The 26,017-nt window shown below is 38.3% G+C and carries 29 protein-coding genes and 1 tRNA gene; 10 read left to right on the top strand and 20 right to left on the bottom strand.

Annotation, left to right across the window (positions count from 1 at the left end; all coding sequences use genetic code 11):
* Positions 1-14: 14 nt before the first annotated feature.
* On the bottom strand, positions 15-827 hold the full coding sequence (locus EWU21_RS02325; RefSeq protein WP_130895186.1) for a TerC family protein: 813 nt from the start codon (positions 825-827) through the stop codon (positions 15-17).
* 148 nt (positions 828-975) lie between these two features.
* Between EWU21_RS02325 and EWU21_RS02320 the strand changes: the two genes are divergently transcribed.
* The 3 genes from EWU21_RS02320 (at position 976) to EWU21_RS02310 (ending at position 2,044) form a co-directional block, all read left to right on the top strand.
* Positions 976-1,050 (top strand) — tRNA-Val (locus EWU21_RS02320).
* Positions 1,051-1,167: 117 nt separating this feature from the next.
* On the top strand, positions 1,168-1,548 hold the full coding sequence (locus EWU21_RS02315) for a DUF2237 family protein (protein ID WP_130895185.1): 381 nt from the start codon (positions 1,168-1,170) through the stop codon (positions 1,546-1,548).
* 142 nt (positions 1,549-1,690) lie between these two features.
* Positions 1,691-2,044: a helix-turn-helix domain-containing protein gene (locus EWU21_RS02310; protein ID WP_130895184.1), complete on the top strand. Its 354-nt coding sequence runs from the start codon at positions 1,691-1,693 to the stop codon at positions 2,042-2,044.
* Between the two features lie 33 nt (positions 2,045-2,077).
* Here EWU21_RS02310 and EWU21_RS02305 read toward each other — a convergent pair whose 3' ends face one another.
* The 4 genes from EWU21_RS02305 to EWU21_RS02290 all read right to left on the bottom strand — a co-directional run bounded on the left by EWU21_RS02305 (position 2,078) and on the right by EWU21_RS02290 (position 4,585).
* Positions 2,078-2,605: a hypothetical protein gene (locus EWU21_RS02305; RefSeq protein WP_130895183.1), complete on the bottom strand. Its 528-nt coding sequence runs from the start codon at positions 2,603-2,605 to the stop codon at positions 2,078-2,080.
* A complete protein-coding gene (locus tag EWU21_RS02300) occupies positions 2,602-2,892 on the bottom strand; it encodes a hypothetical protein (RefSeq protein ID WP_130895182.1) in 291 nt (96 codons plus the stop codon). Before EWU21_RS02300 ends, EWU21_RS02305 begins: the two co-directional genes overlap by 4 nt.
* Positions 2,893-3,177: 285 nt before the next feature.
* Entirely contained in the window at positions 3,178-4,275 is a 1,098-nt protein-coding gene (locus tag EWU21_RS02295; RefSeq protein ID WP_130895181.1) for a Fic family protein, read from the bottom strand.
* Positions 4,276-4,378: 103 nt separating this feature from the next.
* Complete coding sequence (locus EWU21_RS02290; protein ID WP_130895180.1) at positions 4,379-4,585, bottom strand: hypothetical protein; 207 nt, start codon at positions 4,583-4,585, stop codon at positions 4,379-4,381.
* A 300-nt stretch (positions 4,586-4,885) separates the two neighbouring features.
* Here EWU21_RS02290 and EWU21_RS02285 point away from each other — a divergent pair, with 300 nt between their 5' ends.
* A complete protein-coding gene (locus EWU21_RS02285; protein WP_130895179.1) occupies positions 4,886-5,875 on the top strand; it encodes a PIN domain-containing protein in 990 nt (329 codons plus the stop codon).
* Between the two features lie 48 nt (positions 5,876-5,923).
* On the opposite strand, the gene EWU21_RS02280 is transcribed toward EWU21_RS02285, so the two are convergent.
* From EWU21_RS02280 to EWU21_RS02265, 4 genes are read right to left on the bottom strand one after another with little or no spacing between them, the layout of a single operon-like run.
* Positions 5,924-6,856, bottom strand: coding sequence for a restriction endonuclease subunit M (locus EWU21_RS02280; protein ID WP_130895178.1), 933 nt, complete (start codon positions 6,854-6,856; stop codon positions 5,924-5,926).
* A 13-nt stretch (positions 6,857-6,869) separates the two neighbouring features.
* Positions 6,870-11,120 carry an Eco57I restriction-modification methylase domain-containing protein gene (locus EWU21_RS02275; RefSeq protein WP_130895177.1) on the bottom strand — a complete coding sequence of 1,417 codons (4,251 nt, stop codon included), beginning with the start codon at positions 11,118-11,120 and terminating at the stop codon, positions 6,870-6,872.
* A gap of 42 nt (positions 11,121-11,162) precedes the next feature.
* Positions 11,163-11,888 (bottom strand): hypothetical protein, encoded by a 726-nt coding sequence (locus EWU21_RS02270; RefSeq protein ID WP_130895176.1) that lies wholly within the window; start codon positions 11,886-11,888, stop codon positions 11,163-11,165.
* Between the two features lie 32 nt (positions 11,889-11,920).
* The gene (locus EWU21_RS02265; RefSeq protein WP_130895175.1) at positions 11,921-12,670 is read right to left on the bottom strand and encodes a helix-turn-helix transcriptional regulator; all 750 of its coding nucleotides are present in this window, start codon (positions 12,668-12,670) and stop codon (positions 11,921-11,923) included.
* 131 nt (positions 12,671-12,801) lie between these two features.
* Here EWU21_RS02265 and EWU21_RS02260 point away from each other — a divergent pair, with 131 nt between their 5' ends.
* Genes EWU21_RS02260 through EWU21_RS11295 form a run of 3 tightly spaced genes read left to right on the top strand, consistent with a single transcriptional unit; the run spans position 12,802 to position 14,553 of the window.
* Entirely contained in the window at positions 12,802-13,881 is a 1,080-nt protein-coding gene (locus EWU21_RS02260) for a tetratricopeptide repeat protein (protein ID WP_130895174.1), read from the top strand.
* A gap of 56 nt (positions 13,882-13,937) precedes the next feature.
* Entirely contained in the window at positions 13,938-14,402 is a 465-nt protein-coding gene (locus EWU21_RS02255) for a PIN domain-containing protein (RefSeq protein WP_130895173.1), read from the top strand.
* A complete protein-coding gene (locus EWU21_RS11295) occupies positions 14,389-14,553 on the top strand; it encodes a hypothetical protein (RefSeq protein WP_201738083.1) in 165 nt (54 codons plus the stop codon). The genes EWU21_RS02255 and EWU21_RS11295 overlap by 14 nt, the downstream gene beginning before the upstream one ends.
* Before the next feature lie 176 nt (positions 14,554-14,729).
* Here the strand turns inward: EWU21_RS11295 and EWU21_RS02250 are convergent, their stop codons facing one another.
* Complete coding sequence (locus tag EWU21_RS02250) at positions 14,730-15,614, bottom strand: Fic family protein (protein ID WP_130895172.1); 885 nt, start codon at positions 15,612-15,614, stop codon at positions 14,730-14,732.
* A 185-nt stretch (positions 15,615-15,799) separates the two neighbouring features.
* Between EWU21_RS02250 and EWU21_RS02245 the strand changes: the two genes are divergently transcribed.
* The gene (locus EWU21_RS02245) at positions 15,800-17,092 is read left to right on the top strand and encodes a carboxypeptidase-like regulatory domain-containing protein (protein ID WP_130895171.1); all 1,293 of its coding nucleotides are present in this window, start codon (positions 15,800-15,802) and stop codon (positions 17,090-17,092) included.
* A gap of 2 nt (positions 17,093-17,094) precedes the next feature.
* On the opposite strand, the gene EWU21_RS02240 is transcribed toward EWU21_RS02245, so the two are convergent.
* Entirely contained in the window at positions 17,095-18,291 is a 1,197-nt protein-coding gene (locus EWU21_RS02240) for a DUF1624 domain-containing protein (protein WP_130895170.1), read from the bottom strand.
* A 98-nt stretch (positions 18,292-18,389) separates the two neighbouring features.
* Here EWU21_RS02240 and EWU21_RS02235 point away from each other — a divergent pair, with 98 nt between their 5' ends.
* Entirely contained in the window at positions 18,390-18,770 is a 381-nt protein-coding gene (locus tag EWU21_RS02235; RefSeq protein ID WP_130895169.1) for a PH domain-containing protein, read from the top strand.
* A gap of 370 nt (positions 18,771-19,140) precedes the next feature.
* Here the strand turns inward: EWU21_RS02235 and EWU21_RS02225 are convergent, their stop codons facing one another.
* The 5 genes from EWU21_RS02225 to EWU21_RS02205 form a co-directional block, all read right to left on the bottom strand.
* Complete coding sequence (locus tag EWU21_RS02225; RefSeq protein ID WP_130895168.1) at positions 19,141-19,371, bottom strand: hypothetical protein; 231 nt, start codon at positions 19,369-19,371, stop codon at positions 19,141-19,143.
* Positions 19,372-19,451: 80 nt separating this feature from the next.
* Complete coding sequence (locus EWU21_RS02220; RefSeq protein ID WP_130895167.1) at positions 19,452-20,666, bottom strand: serine hydrolase domain-containing protein; 1,215 nt, start codon at positions 20,664-20,666, stop codon at positions 19,452-19,454.
* A 5-nt stretch (positions 20,667-20,671) separates the two neighbouring features.
* Positions 20,672-21,115 carry a hypothetical protein gene (locus tag EWU21_RS02215; protein ID WP_130895166.1) on the bottom strand — a complete coding sequence of 148 codons (444 nt, stop codon included), beginning with the start codon at positions 21,113-21,115 and terminating at the stop codon, positions 20,672-20,674.
* Complete coding sequence (locus tag EWU21_RS02210; protein ID WP_130895165.1) at positions 21,112-21,354, bottom strand: 4a-hydroxytetrahydrobiopterin dehydratase; 243 nt, start codon at positions 21,352-21,354, stop codon at positions 21,112-21,114. Before EWU21_RS02210 ends, EWU21_RS02215 begins: the two co-directional genes overlap by 4 nt.
* Before the next feature lie 4 nt (positions 21,355-21,358).
* On the bottom strand, positions 21,359-21,538 hold the full coding sequence (locus tag EWU21_RS02205) for a hypothetical protein (RefSeq protein ID WP_130895164.1): 180 nt from the start codon (positions 21,536-21,538) through the stop codon (positions 21,359-21,361).
* A 199-nt stretch (positions 21,539-21,737) separates the two neighbouring features.
* Between EWU21_RS02205 and EWU21_RS02200 the strand changes: the two genes are divergently transcribed.
* A complete protein-coding gene (locus EWU21_RS02200; protein ID WP_130895163.1) occupies positions 21,738-22,892 on the top strand; it encodes a dipeptidase in 1,155 nt (384 codons plus the stop codon).
* On the opposite strand, the gene EWU21_RS02195 is transcribed toward EWU21_RS02200, so the two are convergent.
* From EWU21_RS02195 to EWU21_RS02180, 4 genes are all read right to left on the bottom strand, one after another.
* Positions 22,889-23,791, bottom strand: coding sequence for a histone deacetylase family protein (locus tag EWU21_RS02195; protein ID WP_130895162.1), 903 nt, complete (start codon positions 23,789-23,791; stop codon positions 22,889-22,891). The genes EWU21_RS02200 and EWU21_RS02195 overlap by 4 nt on opposite strands.
* A 238-nt stretch (positions 23,792-24,029) precedes the next feature.
* Positions 24,030-24,542, bottom strand: coding sequence for a fasciclin domain-containing protein (locus EWU21_RS02190; RefSeq protein WP_201737833.1), 513 nt, complete (start codon positions 24,540-24,542; stop codon positions 24,030-24,032).
* Between the two features lie 74 nt (positions 24,543-24,616).
* Positions 24,617-25,351 (bottom strand): hypothetical protein, encoded by a 735-nt coding sequence (locus tag EWU21_RS02185; RefSeq protein WP_130895161.1) that lies wholly within the window; start codon positions 25,349-25,351, stop codon positions 24,617-24,619.
* A 2-nt stretch (positions 25,352-25,353) separates the two neighbouring features.
* The gene (locus tag EWU21_RS02180; protein WP_130895160.1) at positions 25,354-26,007 is read right to left on the bottom strand and encodes a glycosyltransferase family 2 protein; all 654 of its coding nucleotides are present in this window, start codon (positions 26,005-26,007) and stop codon (positions 25,354-25,356) included.
* Positions 26,008-26,017: the final 10 nt, after the last annotated feature.

The following is a 26,017-nucleotide window of genomic DNA, read 5'->3' as shown; positions in this document are numbered from 1 at the left end:
CTGGGGCTTTTTAATTATATGATACCCTCGCGTTCCGCCTGGTTCTTCATATCGTTTATCTCCACCTTCTTCGTGCTGCGCTTGCGCATCTGAATGTTGATGAATTCTACGAATAGGGAGAATGCGATGGAGAAGTAGAGGTAGCCCTTAGGGATCTGGCCTATGGAGTTGCCTAGGATGGTTAGTTCAGAGTCGTGGCTCGCTTCTGCGATCAGCATGAAGCCGATCATGATTAAGAAGGATAGTCCCAAAACCTGTAAGGACGGGTGATTGTTCACAAAGCGGCCGACTGGGCCCGAGAATCCCATCATAATTAACGCAGATACGACTACGGCGATAATCATCACCGGCATGTTATTGGTTAGGCCTATGGCCGTTAAGATGGAGTCTATGGAGAAGACGAGGTTGATGAGGGCGATTTGGGTTACGACTTTGGCCACTGAATTAACGGCTTTCTTTGTGGTGGAGACTTCGTGCTCCTCGCCTTCTAGCTTTTGGAAGATTTCATTCGTCGCTTTATAGAGTAGGAACAAGCCACCCACAAAGAGGATGATCGCCTGGCCAGACGGTGCGGCCTTCAGCCACGGATAGTCGATGTGCGTGAAGGGTTGCTGCAGCGAAATCAAGACCGAGATCCCAAACAACAGGATAATGCGGAAAACCATCGCCAGCATAAGACCGATATTGCGCGCCTTGCCCTGCTCCTCTTTAGGTAAGCGGGAGGCCGTAATCGAAATAAAGATGATATTATCGATCCCTAATACGATCTCCAAAAACGTCAATGTCAATAAACTGACAATACTATCTACCGAAAGCAATGATTCCATAAAAATATTTTTCTGCCGCAAAGATGGTGTGTTTCAGGCAGATAATCAAAGAAAAGGGCCTCTGAGACAAAATTTATCAACTTTTTTCAAACCCAGACTTGCATATTTTAAAATAAAATAAGATATTTGCAAACCAATTCAACGAAATGGTCCTATAGCTCAGCTGGTTCAGAGCACCTGCCTTACAAGCAGGGGGTCCTAGGTTCGAATCCTAGTGGGACCACAAAAACCACCTCAAACGAGGTGGTTTTTTTATTGCCCTACATTTAGATCTGCCCTTAGCTTATTTTAGTTAAAAAAACATAGCTTTATACGCACAATAAATCCCTAAATGACCCAAATGAATAATTCTCTCAATGTTTTCAACGAGCCCTTACTGATTTGTGGAACGAGTCCTATGACGGGGGCTTATCGAGATGGTTGCTGTAACACGGGTGTGAACGATAGAGGGACACATACGGTTTGTGCTGTGGTGACCAATGAATTTTTACAGTTTTCCAAAAGTAGAGGGAACGACTTAACCGTTGATTACCCCGCATCTGGTTTTAAAGGTCTAGTGGAGGGAGATAAATGGTGCCTTTGTGTATCGAGATGGATAGAGGCTTATCAAGCTAACGTGGCACCTCCCATCCTATTAAAGGCGACACATGTTAAGACTTTAGAGTACATCTCACTGGAGGAGCTGATGAAGTTTGAGTATAAGCCATTGACAAATGGTTAGTGCCGATTGTTTACACAAGACAGACTTCATCAAAATAATTGTTGCTATTTCCCATCATTAATGAATAAAATGTATATTTGTGATGGAATTTACCAACAATAATGCTAAAATTGATATTTTAGCATAGATCTGGAAACTGAAAATGGAAAAAGGAATCAACTATTGGCACGCGATGAGCGACCCTGCGCTATTAGAAATGCTGGGTACGTTTATCCGAGAAACGCGATTGCAGCAGAATAAAACGCAGCAACAAGTGGCAACTGCGGCTGGTGTTAATCGTTCTACGGTTGTTCAAATAGAAAATGGTAGTAGCATCACACTTCTATCTCTAGTTCAAATTTTAAGGGCACTAGGACAACTTCAAATATTTCAAAATTTTGAGATAAAACCACTGCAGTTAAGCCCGCTCCAATTAGCAAAATTAGAAGAGAGTAAACGTCAAAGGGCGAGCAGAAAGAAAGAAGATATCACTGAAAAGTCTAATAGCGATTGGTAATATAATTATCCCCTTTCCAGAATTTCCATTAACTCAAACTTCTTGTAATTCAAGATTTAGGCGATTTTTCACATGTTTATCTTGTTTTTGTCTAAACGCGGTATTTGACAGAAGTTCATGTTCTTTTTCTTTCTCCAAAACTCGATACCAACTGATGGCGGGAATCATAGCATTTGAATGAAGTTCTAACCGGACTATGGTTTTTTCATTAGGTAACCGGCGCCTATTCAATATCAGACTAAGTTCAGCCTCTTTTAAATCAATGTCATTAGCGAACTTTTTATTGACCTTGTAATTCAACCTTATATATTTTCTCAGAAAAGATGCAAATGATAACTCCTGATCAAAGATTTCTGATTTAGCGTAATCTTCCATTAAAAAGCGTAATTGCAATACTTGGGCATATAATTGCTGATTGCCTGTGATTCTTTCTCTATTTTTTCTTCGAGCTTCAGCCAGTTCTATATCAGCTGATTTTCTTTCCTCTGGAGTTAGACGATTTTCAAATACAACAGATTCAGCTAACTCGGCTAAGGTAAATTTATTTTCATTCGTTTTCATACCTTGTATTCCTTTATAAGATTAAATAGAGAATTTGATTCTACATAAATTTGCCTACCAGCGTCTAACATCCCATATTGACTTATATAATATTTTTTCAGTTCAGTCTTGGGCAGTAGTGAAACACAAGCATCAGCACCAAACAATTTAATTGCTTCACGACATGCAAAGGCTATTAAATTCCCTGCAATTCGATCATATATTTTGTTTTTACCCATATTTTCAATTGAACAAGCTAATAACACAATTTCAATTCGCATTTCATCCCTATGTACTTTCAATGACATAAGTCCTAAGATTTCATCGCTTTCAATCAACCTAAGCTTGAATACATCATTTGCCTTTTGCTCTTCCCAGTTAAAATGATACCTAGATTTTGTAATATTCTTAAAATCCGAATCTTCTAATTGCTCAACGACAATATTTTTAGGCTCACCAGCCCTAGCACCATTTTAAGTGGGTATACGGAATTTCCGAACTACCACTTTTTCAGGCTGAACAAACTTAAAAAAAAGTAGATGAGTAAACGAATTAAAGGAGGCCAAGAAATTGATAAATATTTCGAATGATTTCTATGGGGCCACTAACACATAATTCGTACTTCGCCCGCCGGCTAGATCCTCCTTTAGTATTCCTTTTTCGATTAGGTCTTTGATATCGCGCAAGGCGGTGTCATGGGAGCATTTGGCGATTTTAGCCCATTTAGAGGTACTTAGGTTGCCATCGAAGTGGTCAAACAATTTGTTTAAAAGGATTCTTTGGCGTTCATTAATAGGGGTTTTGTCCATTTTATGCCAAAATTCCGTCTTCACCAGCAAGGTGCGGAGCTGTGAATCTGTTTCTAATAGCGCTAAGTGTACACAGTCTAGAAACCAATGCATCCAATCTGTGATGTCCCCGTCGCTGTGTTGGACTTTTTGCAAGGTGGCATAATAGTTTTTTTTCTGGATCAGCATTTGACTGGACATGCTGTAAAAGCGTTCAGCTGATTTTTCTGATCTGGCCAAAAACAGGTCACTAATCGCCCGGGCGATACGTCCATTTCCATCGTCAAAAGGGTGTATGATAATAAACCAAAAGTGTGCGACGGCCGCTTTTAGCACGGAATCCATAGGCACATCGCTGTTTAGCCAATCGATGAAAATGTCCATTTCTTGTGAGACCCTGGCGGCTTCTACCGCTACATAATGCACCTTCTCTTTACCCATGGCACCCGATACGATTTGCATTTCTCCCGTCCGGTAGCGGCCCACCTCTATTTTATAGGGACCACTATAACCGGTAGGAAAAAGTGCGGCATGCCAACCGCATAGACGTTCTTTCGTGATAGGACTTAGAAAATTTACCGTTGCATCTAAAACCATATCCACTACTCCATCCACTCTCCTGTCGTCAGTGGCTAATCCACCCGCTTCGATTCCTAATCGTATGGCCACCGAAGATCGAACTTGATCATAGTTTAGGTGTTCCCCTTCAATTTCAGAGGATTTGACCACATCCAAAGTCAAGGAGTTCAGCTGGGCATCTTGTCTGGGCAGAAACCCGATCGCAGACATTTGGCCAGAAATTTTACCTTGTAATAAGCGAACTTCCCCTAAAAGTAGATTTAGTTCTACTTCTTTCCAGGTGAAGTTAGGCCAAGTGGGTGATTGATAGATGTATTTCGCCATGTTCAATTAATTCAATGCGGTAAATATATCGATTATTCTACGCAAAAATGCGTCGATTAAGGAAATTAATCGACGCAAGGTGTTTTTAGGTCTAAAAGCATTCCTATTTAAACCAGTTCCAAAATTTCGAACTAAAAATAATCACAGAGGTCTTATTGTACACTTTGTTATACAAGGCCTTCTTCGGGTTAGTTAACCAGCCATAACCTCTTGGGGCTTTCAGGCCTAGACTATTTTTAGCTATACGGGTCAAAGAGGTCCTAGCCGCCATACTTTTAGAGATCGATACTTTTCTGATTCCAAATTTCATACCATCTGTTTTTTATTGATTTTGACACCCAATTTACTCTAGTTTAGTCTCGATTTTTGGTAACAGGTCAGCGGAATCGTAGGGTACTTAGTAGCGGAATATCCAAAAAATCACTGATTTTAAAAAAAACAGGTTAGCTTAGTGGAAAAAATAGGCTAAAAAAGTGTGGTACTTTACTCCGGAATAAATGGCGTACTTTATAGCGTAACGCTGGTGTACTTTCGTCGGAATATCTACTAATGAAAGTTGTGTATCAGTTATATGATAAATTTTAATCAAATCATTGTCAAAAAATAAAAAATGATAAATCTGTTTGTAGACACTAATATATTTTTGAATTTTTATCATTTTTCAAATGAAGATTTAGATAATTTAATGGACTTGTCTAGTTTAATAAATGGAGATGAGGTTACAATTTTTATTACTCAACAAGTTTTAGATGAATTCAATAGAAACAGAGAAATTAAATTACATGATGCTATAAAAAGACTTTCATTAAACGAATTGAAGTCAGAATTACCTCAAATGTGTAAAGATTATGATGAGTTCAAAGACTTAAAAAAATCAGAAATGATTTTCAAAGAGAAAAAAAGAATGCTAATTGAAAAGCTAAGTAATGACATCAAATCTAAATCACTTAAAGCAGATCAAGTTATTTTTAGATTATTTGATAATTCAAAAATAATTCCTATTTCAAATACAATTATGGCATCTGCTAAATATCGATTCGAATTAGGAAATCCTCCAGGAAAAAATAAATCTTTAGGCGATGCTATTAATTGGGAAACGTTACTCTCTATAATACCTAAAACCAAAGATTTGCATTTTGTTTCTGATGACAGTGATTTTTCATCTCCTTTAGACAAAAATGATTTTTCTGATTTTTTAAATAATGAGTGGAAGAATCTTAAGAAATCAAACCTGATATTTTATAATAGCTTTAATCAGTTTTTGAAAACAACATTCCCTGAAGTTAAAATAACAACTGAAGATATAAAAAACACAAAAATTAAAGCATTTGAAGATAGTACAACATTTGACGCGGCTAGAGCAAGATTAGCTGAATTAGTTAAAATAAACGAGTTCTCAATTGAGCAATTAAATAGAATCATTATAGCTAGTATTTCGAATAATCAAATTTACTGGGCAAACGATTATACTCCAGAGCTAATTGGCCAAAAACTACAATATCTCTTAAATGAGCACGAACACGATATCGAATACGATCTATATCATAAGTTTTGTGACACTTTTAAAATAGAGCCCATTTTAAGGTTTGAAGACTTATAAATAAAATAGGCTAGGAACTGGAAAAACCACAATACTTGATTGGCTTGCTTAATTGTTTGGCACAATTTCTATAAATTTAATAGCTTGATTATTTACCCAATCCATAATTTTCACATAAACCCCATTATGATTTTGGATTATTTTTTTTTCGCAACCTGAACAATGCTTTATAGCAATGTAGTCTTCTTTTTTCTCAAATAAAGTTTCTTCTCCTTTAATTATTATTTCTTCACTCATACAGCTCATTGGTATCACATATCTTAAACCATCCATTTGAAAGATGTTCCAAACGATAATTTCAGCTAGTTCTTTCAGTAATTCTACACCTGGTGTTTCTTTAAATTTTGCTTTGTAATAGTCAATAAAAGTATAAAGCAAATTCTCTCTTGCAATAAGCAAACTATCGCCTTGCCATTCATAACCGTAAGAACTTTTAAAAGCAATTAAAACCCAATTGAGCCATTCTTCTCGATTATCGCAGTATTTTGAAATAAGACTCAACTTTTTATCTAAAAAACCCACTCGTTTGCTTATCGGTAGTAACTCCTGTTTATCAGATATAGGGTCATAACGAGAAATGATATAAGGAGCCTCGCCACAGGTAATTTCTAATTTCAGTAATGCAACGTATTCCTGCCAGTTATTTTTGGTTAACCGTTTGGTATCACAAGCTTCGTTCATTTGTTTCACAATCCCAAGTGGTGTAAAAACTTCTGCTTTATCTCGTGTTCTTATTAGTTGTTCTTTTTTACTTTTTACCGCGCGAGGTTGAATAAGTTTACCATTTTTACCCGTTATTAAATCTGAAGAAATAGGAGCACTTGGAGCAAACCTTTTTCCTTTTGATTCATAAGAATCTGTAGCCCATAATATATTTTTACCTGTACTTTTATCTTGCAAAAGAAGATCCAGCAGTTGACCTTTCTTTAAAAGATAATCCTCTCGTATATCTATCGTTTGAGTATCAATTTTTTCTTTCATCATTAATCCCTTCTTAGTTCATAGGTTGAACATTCTCTTCAATGAATGCAATTTCCTCAACACTAAGGTGGTATTTCTTATACAACTGCTGATCTATTGCTGAAATTGTTTTTGACCAGTCAATGTCTGAATTATTACTAAAGTCCTGGATTGGAATATATGACCAATTTGACTTAGGATTATGTTGTGTAATCTTAAGAATACCCAATAAACTTCTTACTAATTTTGTTTTAATATAATTAGATGCATTATGTGCCTCTTCTTCTTTATCAAAATTCCCTATACTTATAAATGTGGGTGTTGAGGTATCCAAAGGCGCACCAATAACGGGTGCACTTAAAGCTTCACCAAATGAACCGCTACCGTTGGATTCAGGAATAAAAACTTTCCAATTTTCAATATTATTGTCATTGGGGTATCGAGGTTGCATGTATTTTTTTTCAATCCATCTCCAAGCTCTTTTTCCATTTACTAATCCCAAAATTCTGTAAAATTCTGACGGATTGCTTGGTTTCTCATTTTTAAAAACATTCGGTAACACTTCAAGGGTTGATGATTTCAATTCATGTTCTTCATTTGGTCCAAGTTCAATTACCTCTGGGTGCTTCTGTTGTATTTGTCTGAGTCTATCTGCTATTGAGTTGGGATAGACCTTAATAAATTCAGCATTAAACTTTAGGTCTGACCTGCCACCGAAAATAAGTGAAGGTAAATTATCAACTTGATTATCCTCAAAGTGAGACGCTATTTTTTTTAAATTATCATTCGGAATAAATTTTTTGATTCCACCAAATATTTTATTTCTATCGAATAAGATGGCAGCAACGCCTCCTTTAATATCAGTGTTTGGAAATAGTTCATTCGAATTCGGATTGTAGTATACAACACTAAGGTTTACGTGATTTAGCATTTTCAAATTCCATTCCTTTTTTGTCAACCCTGCATTGAACAAAAACCGAGCGGGAGAAATTAAGCAATATTTTTCACCAATACTTTCTGCAGAATCATAAAAATATTGATAAATAGGTTCTTGACGATTATATCCATCTATTGAATCTTGATAAGGTGGATTACCTACTACTGAATCGAATTTCATGTCGTTTTGTATTTTAAACAGTTTTTGTATTTTTTCTTTTCCAGTGCCATTTTGTGCTTCAGGACTAAGGTCATGTTGAATAAAATTCTTGCGAGAGATCATATTATCAACATCAAATCCAAAAATATAAGAATGTGTAATGCCTTGTAAAATAGTTGTTGGAGCCAGTCCATATACTTGGTTTTCTAAGATATGCTTCAAGCAGTTATGGTCGTTATTATATTGTACTCTGGTGTTGGCGAACAGTTTTTTTACAATCTCGGTAATATACATTCCAGATTTCATGTATAGGTCAATAAACGTACTGTCAGTTCTTATAAATAGACTTGGGTCATGCTTTTCCAATTGATTCACCATCATTTGAACGACCTTTTTAGGTGTAAATATTTGGTTTGTTTTTTGATTTGGAATTAACCCAAATATGTCTTCCTCTGCAGTAAAATAATTTGCAAGTTTCTCTTTTTTTAATTTAAATTCTGCAATTGAGGCATTGAATCTATATTTATCAAATACTCCTTGAAAGGTTTTTCTCTTTCCATCTTCCTCATAATCAAAACCATCTCGGAGTTTGTGAAATTCTTCTTTGGTTATACTTGTAAGATCTAAGAAATCATGATCATCTATTTCTAAGTCAAAATTATCAATAGTAATTTCTTCTTTAGAGACATTTGCCATTATGAACATAGGTATTGTCCTAGTAAATGAACGTAATCTATCCCTTACTTCATCTTCTTTTGTTTTTTGAACTTTTTCTACAACCTCTTGTTCCTTTTCAGTTACCTTATTTCTAACGAAATCTTCCTCTAGGATATCAATTAATTTTTGTTTTAAATTGGCACCATCTTTAACTTCTAAATTGTTGTATTCTTGTGCAACTAATTTTACTTTTTCTTGTATTTGTTTAGTCGCCTCATTTGTTTCCGCTGTAGTAGCTTTATATATTTCTTTGTATTTAGCAATAAGCGGTTCTGCTACTTGAGTAAAAGTCGAAACTAATTCTTCGGGAGAAATTTGATCATAATTGTTATTTAATAAATTATCAACAACTCGCTCGGCATTAGTTTTGAATATTTTTTCGCCAAGAATAATTTCACTGTTTTCATTTATTTTAGCAATTTTTGTTTCACTTACTTTTCTTGCATCATCTAAGTCGAGAGTTTCGGAAGTTTTTTGGACGCGCTTATTTTTCTCTTCTGGCATTTTATCCAGAATATCTTCAACTTCTTTCGGGAAGTTAAAAACTCCTTTCAAGCTATCATTAAATAACAGATTAGTCATGAAGCGAGCATTCACAATTTCAGATGCAGCTAATGCATTAGGAAATGTTAATACTTTTTCTGCATCTAATTCAATCATCTCTCCGTATACATCTTCTGATATAACCGGGAAGAAGTTTAGAAGCTCTTTGATATTCTCCTCTCTTTCAATTTCGGTAATTTCACCTTTAACTGCTTTTGGATTTAAACCATTAGCAAACTGGTCATAAATTTCAAGAACACGCGTTGGTGCAAAATCAAACAGATAGGCAGATTTTTTCATCAACAGCTGCCCATTCCTGAATTCTTTATAAGGATTTTGAGCTCTAAATGCAGCTTGCATATACAAAGAGGGCGTTTTTAAATCACTCAACATTAAAACTGCCGTCCATTCTTTGATTGTAACTCCAGTTGTCAATTGCCCACAAGAAAGAGTTATTGTTTTATCATTTTCTCTTATAGCATTTTTTACTCTTTCATACGATTTTTCATTACCTCTAAAATCGTTTTCTTCTTCTTCAAAAGTTCTTCCATCTCCAGCAGCTACTATAATTTTATAATCTTTGAATATGGAATCTTCTTTAAGCAGTTGTTCAAGGGCCTTTACGGATTCAACTCTATTCCCCACATACCAGAATGTATGTTTTAGTTCATTTCTTAATTCAGGTGTAGAGAAAGGATATTTTGTATTTGATGTAAGGTTATTCAAAAATTCTTTGACCTCATTTTCTCTTACAAACTTTTGATTTTTTGCTCTAAAAAACTCATTTAAATCAAACGCATAATCAAAGTTTTCTCTATCTATTTCTATCCCCACATTTACTTGATCCGTTATCATTTGAGAAATACGATAAGTAAATAATTTTAATTCAGGCATATCAGTGTGCTCGCCTGACTCACCTTCTTGTATTTCTATTTGCTTAATCTTTTGCTCATCCAAATATGTCCAGTTGTAAATGGCTTCTTTGGGGAATTTTTCATTTGCTAATGCTTTAAATGGAGTACCTGAAAGATGAAGTGTGTTATTGCGTTTAATTATATCAAATGCGGCATCAGTTCTACCAGTATCAATTCCTTCATGCGCCTCATCAATAATTAATAAATCCCACTCTAAATCAGCAACCCACCGCAATTTTTCAAAGTTCCCTCCAAAGTATTTTGATCCTTTTAAATCTTGTAATGATAGGAACGTGAATTGAGGCTTAATTGGTGTAATTGAAATATGCTGTTCTCTTGTGATTGTTGGTTTATTACTTAAAGATGAAGTTTCAGAAATAAATGAATATCCATCAATAAAGGTGTCATAATCCTCAAACCATGAATTTGCAATTGCAGGTCTATTCGTCACAATTAGTACTTTTGTCACTTTTAGTCGCTTTGCTAAATCATAGCTTGCTAGTGTTTTGCCAAAGCGAGGTTTCGCATTCCAAAGAAATTCACCTTTTGGGTTATTTTGAAAGTATTCCAGTGCCTTTTTTACCGCCTCTTCTTGCTCAAATCTTAATGAATATTCCAACTTTCTATTACTATTTTGAAGTGCGGAAAATTTCTCTTTTCGAAACAAATCAAAGAGGTCTTTAGATTTCGAAAGTTCTTCATTAAAATAAAACCATTCTCTACCTAAATTAACCTTTCTTTCAATGCCTTTTTTTTCGAGAAATTTATGGAAGGAAACATCTTTAAAACTTTCTTTCCCACCCTCAAAAAATGCTGGCGCACTCCAAATTTTTGTATATTTTTCTGTAAAAGCTGCAGTTTTTACTTGTTGCAAAATTCTTTCATCAACATTTTCCTGTTCAGTATAACCAATTTTTTCTGACCCATTATTCTCTACGCGATTAGGGAGAGTATAAGAATATAGTTGTGGATATACTATTTTGTATGATTTTATACTTTGTGTTTTATTACTCATATTCCTCAATTCATTTTAAAAAAATAATACTTGAACAATGGTTTAGATATCAAAATCAATTTCAACTTCCTCATTTCTTACATTTAAAACTGAAATGTCTAATAAAGACCCCCTGCTTTCTTCATCAAAGTGACACCAGGTATCATGATTTTGATAAGAACCAATAGAAAAGTCCAAATAAAATTCTTCAAACTCATATTCTCCGCCAGAACTTTCTTCACTAAAATTTTTTGCCCACGAGGTAATCATTTCAAGCACTTTTGCCTTTAACGCCCCATCTTCATCGGGAATAGATGTATCCTCTGCTCCTTCATTGTACTGACCTAAATAATAAGTTTCTACTTTAGCATTTTTAAGGTCATCATAGGAACCCCAAATATTCAATGCCAAAAAGTATTCTCTTCCTACGGTTTTCTGTAATAATGATTTTATTTGAGAGATCATTTCAAATTCTTCATATTCATGAGAACCCTTAAATGAACTTAGGATCATCTCTAATTCTCCATCATTATTTTGGATTGTAAATTCAGAATTAATGATATTATTATTTGAATGGCCTAACAATTCCGTGGTATCATAGAAATGATACCATATGATATCATAAAGTTTATCGTATATATTTTCAGGAATTGATTTTGAAGAATCTATTGGATATATCGATAAGTCGATAGATCCATAATCTTGTTCTGAAAATTGAACATTTAGAGGTCCGAAATTTTCATTTGAAGTCAAGTAGATTAGGAAACTGATTTTGTCTTTGAATTTCATTACGAAAATTTGACTTTACTTATTGAATAATCTTACATATAACCCACCTCCCCCGGCATTCCCCTCAAAATCCGCTCCACCGGCTCCATACTATTCACCTCTACTTCGAGGAGCCAGGAGCCATCTTTTTGGTCCGTCAAATAATCAACCGTTGCCGGATAATCATCTTTTAGGAAGAGCATAGCGCGCATGCTTAATTTTAGCTTGATAGGAAACTTCTCTCCTGAATCATTAAAACCAAAAACATCGGGTGTCAGCAAGACGTGAGCTTCCTTAAATTTATAAGTTTCTGCTAGTATTTCAATGGATCCCATCCGCTCCAGCTTGAAATATTTATTCTGCGCATCCGCTGGTTCATAGGCACAGAGGTACGTATAGTTCGCCGTAAAACCGATAGGTTCTACTAAGCGATCAGCGATCGATTCACTACTCGCAGACTGGTATTTGTGAAGGATGACTTGCTTTTGCTCCTTTATCGCCTCGTTTATTTGCGCTAAGAGTTTGGCCAAATGCCCATGCACGATGTTCGTAGCTAGGAAATTAGATTCTTCGAGGGAGGGTTGTAAGTAGAATTTATGGTGATCGTCTTTGCGCACCTCGAACCCCAGCTCCGCTAACAAATCCATGTAGCGATAACAACTCCGCTCCGATATCTCTAACGAAGCAGCCAGCCTCTTAATGGATTTAGCCGGGAACGTCTTCAGCAATGTGATGAGCTTAAAAACCCGCAGGATTCGATTCTGATTGAACATAGAAACAGTCTTAAAAACTAAACTTACCATTTTAATTGATTCACTGGCAAGGGTTTGACTTTATTTGGCAGAGATTTAACGAATTCCGGGGATTTTTTACCGCTTAATAAATTTTATAACGTTTGACCCTATTTGTCTGAGGGTTTATTGAGATTGCCTTTATGAAAAACATACTCTTCTTATTGCTGCTGTCTTTTAGTGTGTTTGCCCAGACGGCTGATTCGTATCACGTTAAGGCGAAGGCGCATTTCGAAAAAGGTCAATATAAGGAGGCGATTGCTGCTTTGACTTTGGCAATCAAACTAAACCCGAAGGACGTGAAGGCCTGGCGAAACCGCGCCGTATGCTACGAAAAAACAGAAAAATTCGACCTCGCGGTGAAAGATTACTTAGAGGTTTTAAAATACGATCCACTTAGCGGAGTTAATAGCGCCGAAACCCTGGGAGCCATCGGTTTCGACTACCTCGTACTAGAAAAATACGAAGAGGCCAGAAAATACCTCCAACAAGCCATCACCCTACTCCCCACAAACATCAACTTCCGCTATAACCTAGCCCTCTCCCACCAATACGAACAGAACTACGCGCTCGCGATCGAGGCCTATGACGAGGCCTTAAAAGTAGATCCCTACCATACGACCAGCCTCATCTCTAAAATCAGATGCCTCCTACGTTTAAAACAATTCGACAAAGCTTCCGTCCTCGTAGATAGCTTCTTTCTGAAAAAGAATTTCGACGTAGAAATGCTCCTATTCAGAGGTGACATTAAACTACACAACGGGGCCGTGGAAGCCGCACTCAACGACTACAATAGAGCAATCGCCATCAACCCAGAATACATTATCCTCCTGATCAGAGCGGCTGACTGCCTAGCTGAACTTTCTCAGTTTGATGAAGAGGCCGCCGTGCGAAAACGAATCGTCACCGTGATGGAAAAACAAGGCGAAACAAAAGAATACCGGTCCATTAATTACGGCCTGTTGGGCTTCGCTTTATATAACGCGTTTCTGTGGGAAGAGGCGCTAGAGAACCTTTCTAAGAGCATTGCACTCGAACCTTCTGCTACGTTTTATTTCTACCGAACGGCGGCGAAAGCAAAACTAAAAGACAATGTAGGTGCTTGCGAAGACCTCAAAAAGGCCCAAGAACTGAACCCTGAAGAGGCTGAAAACTATGAGGGCTACTTCGCGGATACGGCGGAGTTTGAGGAGTTTTATGAGAGTTGTATGGGTGGGGTGTAGGGGGTGGGATTTTTTGTACCACCTTTTTTATTAACTTCGTAAGGAATAAAAAATAAATGAAACAGCGAATTTACATAGACACATCTGTCGTGGGCGGTTACTTTGACGAAGAGTTCAAAGAAGCGACAATTAAGCTATTTGAAAGGCTTATTCAAGATGAGGTAATCTTTGTTGTTTCTGATTTACTCGACCTAGAATTAATAAATGCTCCGACTCACGTAAGATTGCTTTTACATAGCTATCCAGCTGATAAATTTCAACGTATAGAATTAACGGAAGAAGCCATTAAATTAGCTGATACCTACATCAATGAAAAAGTTGTAGGCAAGACGAGTTTAGAAGACTGCAGACATATCGCATTAGCAACTATTTATAAAGTAGACGTATTAGCTAGTTGGAACTTTAAACATATCGTAAACCTTGACAGAATTAAAGGTTACAATTCTGTTAACATGCGACTTGGATATTCAATAATAGAAATTAGAAGCCCCAAAGACCTTGTAAATTATGGAAACGATTAAAAAGGAAAAACAGTTTGACTCTGTTAAAATGATGAGGGAAATCAGAGAAAAAATAAGTTCTGAAACTCAAAATATGACTTTTGAAGAGCTAAAGGCATATATCAATCAACAACTTGCAGATAATAAGTCTAAACTTATTGGACAGCAATAAAGGTAGGATGGTGCTTTTCAAGCACTCTTTCAACTCCCCAATTCCTCTCTGTTTGAATTGTATGGAATTTCTGAAGAGCTGGAAGAGGCTTTCTGTTGAAATTCGGAATTTCCGAATTTCTTCCCCATTTAGTCCAGTGACAACCCAACCGTTGCAAAAAATGCAACAGTTCAATATTAGTTTGACTCATACTCCTCCGCAATCATCCATTTCTCCCGCATACGGAAGGCTGGAATCGTTTGTCTTTTGGCCTTATTCGCAGCCACATTCAGTTTAATGGCATTTTTAGCAGCCCATTTAGAAAGGGGAATAATCTTTTTTGCGGTCAGAATGGTGATTCGTTTGTGCAAGGTTTCTAGTAAAAGCATCGCAAACAGTTTCGTAAAACCATCCGATTTCATCGTAGTTTGAAACTGGGCAAATAGCGGATAGTATTCCGTGTGCTTGCTTTTGTTCGGAATGATAATGGGAGGAAATCCCGCCTTCACTAGCTGTAGGTTAATCAGCACCCTCCCCATACGTCCATTCCCGTCCACAAAAGGGTGAATGGTTTCGAATTCGGCATGAAAGTCTGCAATGGCATCTAAAAAATAGCTGGTTTTATCTTTTTTAAACCTATCCACTAACTCCTGCATAAGTGTCGCCACAAAAGCTGGATTAGCCCCTAAATGATTCCCCACTCGCACCCATTCTTTACCAGTTCTAAATCTGCCAGCGATTTTATCATCGATGTGACTGAGCAAGGTTTTATGCCAACTTAAAATGAGTTTGAGGCTTAAAGCAGCCTTGCTATTCTCCGCAACCGTTTCTGTCAGTATAGCCAAATTTTTCGCTTCATACACTTCCCTCACCTGCACATTTCGACCCAAAATACCACCCGAAAGAATGATTTCAGTATCCTCTAAACTAAGTGTGGAGTTTTCAATGGCATTTGAGTTATAGACCAACTCAGGAATTTCAGCCAAGGCTATCTCTTTTAACAAACGCTCATTGCCCTTTATTAAGCCTTCGTAATGCTTTCGCAGTCCTTCAATCTTATCTTTTGTGGCTTGGTTGATCATGTTGAGCTCAGTAACTTACCGTGAAATATGGTGTAAATATACAACTTTTCACGGTAAGTTAAAAGTAGCTAATTATAAAAGAAGACATTTACCTCTCATCACATTACCCCTAAAATCGTAGTTTAAAACACTTTTGTTTTTTACTTTGTTATTGATTTATTCATCCATCTAATCGTAAAAACCGAATGAAACCTACCCTACAATTTTTTGTGCGAGGAATAATGGGATTATTCTTCCTGCTTTTTGCTGCTATGCCTTCAGAGGCTCGTTTTTCTGCCTATGCTAAAGAAGATTCGAGTTTGTACAAGCAGTTTAAAGGATCGGTTTTGGACAGCAAAACAAGAAACGAACTCATCTACGCGAGCATCACCGTTTCCGGAACCACCATCTCCACCATCAGTAATAGCGAGGGTAAATTTTCCATCAAAGTTCCTGCCGAAAATCAGCATGCAACCCTCCTCATTTCCTTCCTAGGCTATAGAAACAAAGTCGTTTCCATCCAAGATTTAAAGCCAGAAAAGAATGTGTTGTATTTAGAACCCAGCACAACCTTTCTGGAAGAGGTGGTAGTAAAAGGTGGTGATGCAAAAAATATCTATGCTGGGGTTTTGGCAAATCGTCTACAAAACTATGGCGACGATCCCATCCAAATGACGGCTTTCTACCGCGAAACCATTCGCAAACGCCGCACCTACGTCTCCCTTTCCGAGTCTATCATTAATGTGCTAAAGCAACCCTTCCAAAGTGGCTCACAAGATCAAATCAGTCTTTACAAGGGCAGAAAAAATGCCGATTACTCGAAGTTAGATACAGTCAATTTCAAACTCCAAGGTGGTCCATTTTCCGCCCTGTTCATTGATTTAGTGAAGTATCCTGACTTTATCTTTTCAAACGAGGCCTTCGAACTATACGATTTCAACCTAGAAGAAAACACCCAGATAAATGACAACCAGGTTTTAGTATTAGCCTTCAAACAAAAACAAGGCATCGAAACCCCGCTTTATTACGGGAAATTATACATCGATGCGAAGAGTTTGGCCGTCGTTAGTGCCACTTTCGCCCTGAATGTCGAGAATAAAGTCAAAGCGGGGCTCATGTTCACGCGCAAAAAGCCAGCCGGCCTTGACATCTACCCCACTGAAGTCCGCTACCAGATTAACTATAGACAACAAAAAGACAAGTGGATTTATGCCTATTCTCGCGCGGATTTGACCTTTAAGTTGAATTGGGCCAAACGTATTTTCAACACCATCTACACCACCTCCATCGAAATGGCGGTGACCGACTCGAAAAAACAAGAGAAAAATGAGAACTCTGACACCCAAAAACTAAGTTCTAACGTCATCATGTCTGACAAGGTGAAGAGTTTAGGGGATCCAGATTTTTGGGGTAAATACAATATCATCGAACCCGAAAAATCGATCGAAACGGCTATCCGGAAACTTCAAAGAAAGGCGATGAGTGAGGGTGTGGAATAAACTTACAAATAACTCAACCACCACTTTTCCTTATGTGCCGACTTGTAGGAATCATACCATTTACACAAAGGATACAGGCCGGCTATCAACAGAATCCAAATAAGATAAACGATTTCTAGACTATACCCTTCTCCCGGAATTTGAAAAAAGAAGGGGATTTTCTGAAGCGCTTTCATGGCATCATCAAGCGAATGTCCCCTGTAAAAAAACAAGACGGCCGTGATGGAATGCGCCAGATAAAAGTGCAGGATATAATAGAAAAATGCCGTTCTACCGAAAACACGAAACACATTTGTTACCTGGTTTTTTATATTCTCTAAAAATGCCAAAGCCAATATAGCTATCCCAATCATCACGGACATGTAGGCCAAAGAAGGCGGATATTTATTCACATTCATAAAGGACAAAAAGGTGGCAAACCCATTTGCCTGAGTCGTCCAGGGATGCGGATCCCCATAGACATTGATAGCTCTTAGAGCAACAAAAAAAGCTAGTAAGAATAACCCAATTCTTGTTAAGATTTTTTGCCTTTGAGCTGACGTGAATTTGGCAGTAAAAAAGACCCCAAAACAATAACCTAAAATCATCAGACCCGTCCAGGGAACAAAAGGATACATAATGGCCAGGTAATGATCACCCACGATGGGATAAACCGCAAATAAACCATGGTGAAACAAATCCCACCAAAACCCGGCCTTATACCCAGGCTCAGCCTCCCAAAAGTCCAATGCATTATGCCCCAAAACAATCACCAACCCAATAGCCAATACCACTTTGTACGGCAGACGACTCAGAAAACTCAAAAGAATCATACTAATCCCAATCGCCCAAATAACCTGCAGCACGATTAAATTATAAAACGGATTAAACGTAATGGCTAACGATATCAAGACCAATTCCACGAAAATCAACCAAATCCCCCGCTTAAACAGGAACGAACTCAATTCCGCTTTCGACTTGCGGATACTTTGCAAATAAATAGAAAGCCCCGACAGAAAAACGAACGTAGGCGCACACAGATGCGTAATCCACCGCGTAATATACAACACAGGAGTCGTGGTCAACACATTCAGCGGATCACCCGTATAGGCCTGATCGTGCACAAAATCCCGGACGTGATCGAGCGCCATAATAACCATGACAATGCCTCGTAATACGTCGATGGAATCGATTCGCTTCAGGGTGGGGATGGTTGACATAAATGCTTATTGATTAACGTAGGAATGGTATTCTATAAAATTACTAAATTAATTTCCGTAATTTCATCCATCACTCAAAAACACATAATCAAAACAACATGGGACTATTTTCAGCCATTTTAGGAAACGCAGGAACCGTTAGTAAGGAGGATTTATTGAAAGATTTTGGAAAACTTCTCATCGAAGGCGAAGACATCGAACTAGGCTTCAAGCTCATCCGAGATACCTTCATATTTACTTCTAAGCGCCTTATTTTAGTAGACAAGCAAGGACTCACAGGCTCTAAGACAGAATACAAATCCATCAACTATAAAAGTATTTCACGCTTCAGCATTGAAACAGCTGGGACTTTTGATCTAGATGCGGAATTGAAGATTTGGATTTCTGGGGAAGCTCAACCCAGTATCAGAAAGCAATTTAATAAATCAGTGAATGTGTACGACGTGCAGAATGTGCTGGCGTTTCATGTGTTGAAGTAGTGATATTGGAGTTGGGAGCAAATTGCAGATTTTGCAAATTGCTCCCAAATTCAGTTGTTGGATTAATAATTAAGTGGCTCTTTGCTAGTATGTCTAATCCTTAAAATTCTAATGAGTTTTTCTTTCTCCACAATTTGATATGTTAATCTGTAACTAAAAACAACAAAGGCGTGGAAATTCGTATTGGGATGACTTTTTAGTTTATCCGCTTCTGCTAATCATGGATTAGATTTTAGTAACTCCACCCTATCGAGCATTTTGAGTTTGACTATTCTTGAAGCATTTGAACTTTGAGTATGCAAATAGGTTAGGATTGATTTAAATTCAACTAATGCATTTCTTTCCCAAATAACCGTGTATTTAGGATTCATTACAATTTGGATAATTCATCCAAAGCATCTTCATGAGAAATAAAATCACCTGCATCCATTCTTGCTACGGCTGCATCAATTTCTTTGTTGTATTGAGTTTTACCAATTCGATCAGATGAACTAACCTCTTCAAATAAACTTTTAATAACCTCTAAAACGAGTGATTGTTGACCTTTAGGCAATAAAGGCAGATAATTATCCACTTGCTTTTTAATCGCTGAGGTTGTCATAGGTCAAATACTTATTTTAACAAACATACAAAAAAACACTAGAGAACTTGGATATAAGCTAATCAAGAAATTGATAACTGCTATTTCTTTGCGGGCAAGGCCGCTAATAGTCTTTGGAGAAAACCATCCATCGATTTATCCTCAATCCAGCGAACCACGGCCACTAAATCGTTCTCCTGATCCACATAAATAGCATTCGTGCCATTCCCGATGTGTGCATAGGCGGTAGCGGGTGCGGAAGGATATAGCTTGCGATCTGTGTTCAAAAAGTAATTCATAAAACCATATCCTGTATTCGCGACGGTAGGCGTTGTAGCCTTACGAATCCAGTCCTCTGATAAAATTTGCTTGCCATTCCAATTGCCTTTCCGCAAGGTTAGAAGGCCTAATCTACCCATATCGTAGGCATTAATAAACATGCCTCCCCCAAAATGGCCTCCCCCACTCACCGATTGAATCATCTTGCCGTCCACCACAATCCAGGCATTTTTATACCCCGTCCAAGTCCATGAGTTAGAGGCTCCGATGGGATTCATGATATTTTCTCTCAAAACTTCAGGTAAGGGTTTTCGCCAAACCAAGGTCGCCGCCAATGTCAACGCATTCACTCGCGTGTCATTGTATTTATACACTGTGCCCGGTTCAAATCGCTTTCGAGTCGTCCACTCCGCTATTTTATCCGATGGCCGATCTGCCCAATCCGGCTTGCCCCACAAAACGCCTTCCCAATCACTCGTTTGTCTCAACAAATGATCCCAAGTGATCTTGCGATTGTGCTCGGTTTCAAAAGGATAAATAAATGAGGTTTTTGCGATTGGATTTTCGTTAGGCAGGTCTTGTGTGGCCGCTAACTCCACAGGGGGTAAATAAGTATACACTTTATCATCCAATGAACTAATTAACCCTTTTTCGTAGGCCAAACCTACCACAGAAGACACGAAACTCTTCGTTACACTGTGCGTCATTTCCACAGCCGATGGGTTTCCCCATTCCACAATAATATATCCCTTGTAAATGATGATTCCAGCAGCAGGGCCGCGATCTGCCATGGGTCCGATCGGATCAGAAAAGGGCTCCTTTCCGAATTGCATTGCCTGTGAAAGCCACAAGTTTTTAGGTTGGGTTGTTTCATGGACTTTGGCAAAATCCACCGCCTCCTTCACTTTGATCGTATCAATCCCGAAAAAAGCAGGTGACTTATGTTCCCAGGTTTTAGCGGAAGGATAGTAGATTCCTTTCTGAGCGGTTGCACTCACAAAGGCAAATACGAGTAAAATAAGCAGGTAATTTCTCATAGAAACTATTGATGCATATTGTACAAGAGCGTCTTGATTTTGAATTCATTACCCGATTTAACGAATATAAATACGTCCACCCCTTTATGACTAAACTTTCCGTTCAGGTAAAATTCATACGGAACCCAAGCAGTCGCAATTTCTTGGTCAATTAAAATAGGTCCCCACGAAAGCACGCGCTCGTCCATTTCACCCGGTTTTCTGGTCATCACATTTTGGATAAATTTAGTGGCTGGCACCTCCCTGACCACATTTCCCTCCGGCTTCACCTGGCTAATATGCAATAGGGCATTGCTCGTAAAACAAGACTTCAAGGCAACAGAATCCACGGATTTCATGGCGGAAAAGGTCTTTAAAATAACCGCTTTGATTTGATCCTCATCGGATGTTTTTTGTTGACTCATCGCCAGCAAAGGGCACAATAATAGGAATAAGAATATTTTTTTCATCGATTAAATAATTCGTCTAAAAAGTTCGCTAATGTATGATCCTTCTCCGTCACCTGATTACCTGCATCGTGTGTCGTGATTATTACGTGAACCCGATTGTAGGTATTCGACCAAGTGGGATGATGATCCGTTTGGGTGATAAATGGAGTGGCGTCCTGCATGAACTGCATCGCCTCTTCGAAAGTATGGAATTCGAAGGTTTTCTCAAGGGATTGATTCGTTGTTTTCCAGTTAGTCATAGGATTAGTCAGGGATTTCATCTGGTTTTAAATAGACAATTTTATCGCCTTGCATGACTACTATTTCTGAGTTTTTGGCTTTTTTGTAGGCGATTAGATCCGCTTTTACGAGTTTCATGCCTATCTCGATTTTATCCAAAGTAGACAATGAGGCTTTTACCTTACTTGTTTTAGTGCTTTCCATAATGCTAGATTTTTGATTTGCAAGCCACTCTTAAAATCATTGCGACATATCACTACTGGAAGAGTGCTTGTATTATCATAAATAATCCACTCATCTACCATTGGCAAATATATACGAAACAAATTAGTAATTCCTGATTTATAGCGTCTTATTGGTTTAATCGTGAAAAACTGATAATTTCAACGAAACCTTCCAACGCATGAAACACCTTTTATTCCTCCTCCTCTCTTTCTCCACCTTCGCCCAAGATATCCATTTCAAATCGATTCTAGTGGATACACACAATGACTGCTTGACGGCTTGTATCGAGAAAAAGGTTTCACTGGACCAGGATTTAACGGGGATTAATCACTCGGATTTAGCCCGCTTTAAAAAGGGCGGGGTGGATTACCAGCTGTTTTCGATTTGGTGCGATGGGGAGAAGGCGAATCCATACGCTTGGGCCATGCGGGAGATGGATAGTTTGTATGCGGTGGCAGCGAGAAATCCGGATAAGGTGGTGATTGCCAAATCCTGGAAAGACATCCAGCGCGCCTTAAAAGAGCAAAAATTAGTGGCACAATTCGGAGTGGAAGGTGGTCATATGATCGAGAATGATCTACAGAAATTAGAGACTTTTTATAACCGGGGAGTGCGGTATATGACACTTACTTGGAATAATTCCCCCGGCTGGGCAAGCTCGCATGCGGATGAGAAGAATCCGGATTACAAGGGGCATAAAGGCTTGACGGATTTTGGCAAAACGGTGGTAAAAAAAATGAACCAACTAGGTATGATTGTGGATGTTTCACATGTGGGTGAGACGACGTTTTGGGATGTAATTAATACGACGACAAAACCGATTATTGCTTCTCACAGCAATGCTTACAGCATTTGTCCGGTATCTAGAAACCTGAAAGATGATCAAATTATCGCTATCGGGAAGAACGGCGGAGTGATCCATCTAAACTTCTTTTCTGGCTTTGTAGATGTAGATTTCTTCAAAAAAGATGCAGCATTCCGCAAAAACCACGCTGCTGAAATCGACTCCTTAATTCATTCAGGCATGCAAACGGAATATGCTTTCACCGCTATTTCAGACAAATATCCACTTGAAAGTGATGCCATCAAACCTGATCTAGAACAACTGATGAAGCATTTTGACCACATCGTGAAACTGATTGGAGTGGATCACGTGGGTTTGGGATCTGATTTCGATGGGATTAATTCAGCGCCTAAACAACTGAAAACGGTGTTAGATTATCCGCTTTTCACTCAGGCATTAATCGCAAGAGGTTATTCAAATAGGGATATTACCAAAGTATTAGGAGGAAATTTCCTGCGAGTTTACAAGGCTAACGAGAAGAAAAACTAACTAAAAAAATCCATTGCTAAACGAAATGTGTTGCAATGCGCTTCCACGATATCCTTAATATCGGGCGAATAGCCCCCTCCGAGCGCAACTACAACGGGAATTTCATGCTGCTTGCACAAGCTAAAAACGAAACGATCGCGTTCCTTACAATCAGCCAAACTCACCGACAATCGACCTAACTTATCTGTTGCTAAAATATCTACGCCAGATAAATAAAAGATAAAATCAGGTTTTTCGTCTTTGATTAATCGCGGTAACGTTTCAGCCAAAATCGATAGATAAGTGACTCCATCAGTGCCATCCGATAACCCAATATCTAGATCGGACTTTTCTTTGTGGAAAGGATAATTGGTAGCGCCATGCATACTAAAGGTGAAGACACGCGATTCATTTTGGAGAAGAGATGCAGTCCCATTCCCCTGATGCACATCTAAATCTATAATTAATATTTTACTAGCTAATTGATGTTTTAGCAGGTAATTAGACGCAATCGCCATATCATTCAATAGACAAAAACCCTCTCCTCTATCCGCAAAAGCATGGTGTGTGCCACCTGCCACATTTAGAGAAACCCCACTTTCAAGTGCAAAGTGACAGGCGTCTATTGTTCCTTGGGTGATGATTAATTCGCGTCGAACAAGTAGTTCAGATTGTGGAAATCCTATGCGTCGCTGTTCAGAAGCACTAAGTGATTGATCTACTAATTTAGTTAAGTATTCCGCGTCATGCGTCCACAAAATCACATCTTTTGTGCACGATTTGGGAGAAAAAAACTGCTCTGGATGACACGTCCCTTCATGAAGTAACTGCGCCGGAATTAATTCATACTTCAGCATGGGAAACCGGTGATTTTCCGGCAACTCATGTGCGTAAATGGGATCGAAAGCAATTTTAATCATTTCACTAGTGGATTACGAAACGACCACTTTTTTCTTTCTTACGGGCTTCGCCACCAATTAAACTCCTAATTCTTCAATTTGTTCAGAGACAATTAACATCTCAGATGCTTTAAAATTTTTAAACATGATTCTTGATTTTTAAAATGTAAAGCCCGAATTCGGGAGAAAGCAGGTATAAAAAAGAAAAGTGGCCAAAAAGCTTTTGGCCACTTTCTCAAAAAATAATCACCCCAAATGATTAATTAGGTAAAACCACAGAGTCAATTACGTGAACAACGCCATTGCCTGCCATTAAGTCAGCCACTACTACCGTAGAAATACCTCCTTTTTCGTCTTTTAAAATCACTTTACCGTCCTTTAAAGAAGCAAGTAAAGTAGCTCCGCTAACTGTCTTCAGCGATAAAGTTCCTTTCGCATCATTGATTGCTTTCACCACATCTCCAGCAGCAAATTTACCTGCAACTACGTGGTAAGTTAAGATTTTAGCAAGCGTTGCTTTATTCTCTGCTTTCAATAAAAATTCAAGCGTTCCTGCTGGTAATTTTGCAAAAGCTGCGTTTGTAGGAGCAAAAACCGTAAACGGACCTGCACTTTGAAGCGTAGTTACTAAATCTGCCGCCTTAACAGCTGCCACTAAAGTAGTGTGATCTGCTGATCCCACGGCGATATCTACAACTGTTTTCTGAGCGCTAACAGAAAAAGATAAAGCGATTGACGCCACTAAGGACAGAGCTAATTTTTTAAACATCATGATTCTTTTGTTTAGATTGTGTAAGTCTATAACTCACTTATTATCAATAAGTTTTGAAGAATGGGATTTATATTTTATTTATGCCGAAACCAGCAATCAGTTCGCTCGTTTTCATAAGCCTTAAAAACCGTATTTACGGGAGCTCCGTGGTGTAAATTGTCATTAAATCGCGTTCTGGCGAGGTAATTAAAGGCACCCATATCGCCCGTATAAGCCGTTTTATTAGTGTGATTATAGGTTGAATGCAAGGCACACAGCTGCTGCAAAAAGTCAAAAAACAGAGGAAAATGTCCTCCGAAAACACCGCAATTTAAAAGTACCTCGGAAGCAAAACGTTCCTCATAGGCCGCATAATCTGCCATTTGCCCGCGCAAATGCTCCCCATGTGCCAGCATCCACTCATTGTGCAAGGCTTTAGGCTCATCGCCGCAAAAAAGGGAATTTGGATTAGCGGTAAAAAGCGGATGAATAAAAGGGTTTTGGGCCAATGTTACATCCGAAACATCCGTCACAAAAACACCCTGAACCTGCTTAAGCCTAGCTAAATAATCGCGGTAGACAAAATAGCGAAAGACATTCGGATTAAAAGAAGGATTGTATGTGATGCGCTCGAAAGAAATGTACTCCGTTGAATACTTTGCACAGGTCTGATCCGAAAAACTATTGTGAAAAATAACCCCTTTCAGCTTCGCCGCCGCAACTGATTCCGCCCACTCTCGAACGAGTTCGTAAGAATCATCCGCTAAGGTCATATTCCGATTCACATCATACACTCCCGTAATGTGACACGCTAAAACAAGATCTTGCATGATTAATTAGCGTTCAGCAGAAGTTCTTGCTTCAATAAAGCACAGGTAGAGTTCGGATTATTGCGGTAGTAAATGTAAGATCTTTGGAATACCTTCTTCGTTTTAAATTCAATCTCTGCGCGCTCGTAGAAGGCAGAATCCGCCGCAAAACCGCCTTTAAAATCGATACTTTTGAACACTTTTTGATGGCCAAATAAGGTCCCAAAAAGCACCGCATCATCTAAATGAATAGGCTTACTTAGATCATTTTTATCCGGAACATAATAATCTTCCACCGTGTCCACCACGGTCTCCGCGGTAGAACAAATCAAATCCACATTTTCAATTTCTTTCAAACAGGTGCTCAAATGAAAGGGTTTGTACTCGTCATCACTATCTAAAATGGTGATAAATTCCCCCACACTGTTCAACACACCGCGATTAATGGATTCGGCTTGACCGCGATTGCGGTGCCTAATATAGACAACCTTCTCCTCGTGCGCTTCCACATATTCGAGAAGTGCTTTTCGATCATTTTCCGTACTACCATCATCAATAATGATCAGTTCGAAATCTTGAAAATCTTGGTTTAAAACAGAATCAATGGCTCTTTTGGTTAATTGAAAGTCCGTATTATAGACGGCCATCAACACCGATATTTTAACATTCTTAGGCATGATCTGCTAA

It is taken from the genome of Aquirufa antheringensis (assembly GCF_004307425.1).
Taxonomy (GTDB): Bacteria; Bacteroidota; Bacteroidia; order Cytophagales; family Spirosomataceae; genus Aquirufa; species Aquirufa antheringensis.
This window is presented reverse-complemented; position numbering and strand designations above follow the sequence as displayed.

What these genes read in the sequence shown, in the direction of transcription:
- EWU21_RS02240 (WP_130895170.1), bottom strand. Translation starts at nt 18,291, where the DNA reads ATGTCAACCATCCCCACCCTGAAGCGAATCGATTCCATCGACGTATTA.
- EWU21_RS02270 (WP_130895176.1), bottom strand. Translation starts at nt 11,888, where the DNA reads ATGAAATTCAAAGACAAAATCAGTTTCCTAATCTACTTGACTTCAAAT.
- EWU21_RS02255 (WP_130895173.1), top strand. Translation starts at nt 13,938, where the DNA reads ATGAAACAGCGAATTTACATAGACACATCTGTCGTGGGCGGTTACTTT.
- EWU21_RS02185 (WP_130895161.1), bottom strand. Translation starts at nt 25,351, where the DNA reads ATGCAAGATCTTGTTTTAGCGTGTCACATTACGGGAGTGTATGATGTG.
- EWU21_RS02300 (WP_130895182.1), bottom strand. Translation starts at nt 2,892, where the DNA reads ATGTCATTGAAAGTACATAGGGATGAAATGCGAATTGAAATTGTGTTA.
- EWU21_RS02225 (WP_130895168.1), bottom strand. Translation starts at nt 19,371, where the DNA reads ATGACAACCTCAGCGATTAAAAAGCAAGTGGATAATTATCTGCCTTTA.
- EWU21_RS02220 (WP_130895167.1), bottom strand. Translation starts at nt 20,666, where the DNA reads ATGAGAAATTACCTGCTTATTTTACTCGTATTTGCCTTTGTGAGTGCA.
- EWU21_RS02235 (WP_130895169.1), top strand. Translation starts at nt 18,390, where the DNA reads ATGGGACTATTTTCAGCCATTTTAGGAAACGCAGGAACCGTTAGTAAG.
- EWU21_RS02295 (WP_130895181.1), bottom strand. Translation starts at nt 4,275, where the DNA reads ATGGCGAAATACATCTATCAATCACCCACTTGGCCTAACTTCACCTGG.
- EWU21_RS02305 (WP_130895183.1), bottom strand. Translation starts at nt 2,605, where the DNA reads ATGAAAACGAATGAAAATAAATTTACCTTAGCCGAGTTAGCTGAATCT.
- EWU21_RS02260 (WP_130895174.1), top strand. Translation starts at nt 12,802, where the DNA reads ATGAAAAACATACTCTTCTTATTGCTGCTGTCTTTTAGTGTGTTTGCC.
- EWU21_RS02195 (WP_130895162.1), bottom strand. Translation starts at nt 23,791, where the DNA reads ATGATTAAAATTGCTTTCGATCCCATTTACGCACATGAGTTGCCGGAA.
- EWU21_RS02290 (WP_130895180.1), bottom strand. Translation starts at nt 4,585, where the DNA reads ATGAAATTTGGAATCAGAAAAGTATCGATCTCTAAAAGTATGGCGGCT.
- EWU21_RS02180 (WP_130895160.1), bottom strand. Translation starts at nt 26,007, where the DNA reads ATGCCTAAGAATGTTAAAATATCGGTGTTGATGGCCGTCTATAATACG.
- EWU21_RS02215 (WP_130895166.1), bottom strand. Translation starts at nt 21,115, where the DNA reads ATGAAAAAAATATTCTTATTCCTATTATTGTGCCCTTTGCTGGCGATG.
- EWU21_RS02205 (WP_130895164.1), bottom strand. Translation starts at nt 21,538, where the DNA reads ATGGAAAGCACTAAAACAAGTAAGGTAAAAGCCTCATTGTCTACTTTG.
- EWU21_RS02280 (WP_130895178.1), bottom strand. Translation starts at nt 6,856, where the DNA reads ATGAAAGAAAAAATTGATACTCAAACGATAGATATACGAGAGGATTAT.
- EWU21_RS02210 (WP_130895165.1), bottom strand. Translation starts at nt 21,354, where the DNA reads ATGACTAACTGGAAAACAACGAATCAATCCCTTGAGAAAACCTTCGAA.
- EWU21_RS02285 (WP_130895179.1), top strand. Translation starts at nt 4,886, where the DNA reads ATGATAAATCTGTTTGTAGACACTAATATATTTTTGAATTTTTATCAT.
- EWU21_RS02245 (WP_130895171.1), top strand. Translation starts at nt 15,800, where the DNA reads ATGAAACCTACCCTACAATTTTTTGTGCGAGGAATAATGGGATTATTC.
- EWU21_RS02310 (WP_130895184.1), top strand. Translation starts at nt 1,691, where the DNA reads ATGGAAAAAGGAATCAACTATTGGCACGCGATGAGCGACCCTGCGCTA.
- EWU21_RS11295 (WP_201738083.1), top strand. Translation starts at nt 14,389, where the DNA reads ATGGAAACGATTAAAAAGGAAAAACAGTTTGACTCTGTTAAAATGATG.
- EWU21_RS02275 (WP_130895177.1), bottom strand. Translation starts at nt 11,120, where the DNA reads ATGAGTAATAAAACACAAAGTATAAAATCATACAAAATAGTATATCCA.
- EWU21_RS02325 (WP_130895186.1), bottom strand. Translation starts at nt 827, where the DNA reads ATGGAATCATTGCTTTCGGTAGATAGTATTGTCAGTTTATTGACATTG.
- EWU21_RS02250 (WP_130895172.1), bottom strand. Translation starts at nt 15,614, where the DNA reads ATGATCAACCAAGCCACAAAAGATAAGATTGAAGGACTGCGAAAGCAT.
- EWU21_RS02200 (WP_130895163.1), top strand. Translation starts at nt 21,738, where the DNA reads ATGAAACACCTTTTATTCCTCCTCCTCTCTTTCTCCACCTTCGCCCAA.
- EWU21_RS02190 (WP_201737833.1), bottom strand. Translation starts at nt 24,542, where the DNA reads ATGATGTTTAAAAAATTAGCTCTGTCCTTAGTGGCGTCAATCGCTTTA.
- EWU21_RS02315 (WP_130895185.1), top strand. Translation starts at nt 1,168, where the DNA reads ATGAATAATTCTCTCAATGTTTTCAACGAGCCCTTACTGATTTGTGGA.
- EWU21_RS02265 (WP_130895175.1), bottom strand. Translation starts at nt 12,670, where the DNA reads ATGGTAAGTTTAGTTTTTAAGACTGTTTCTATGTTCAATCAGAATCGA.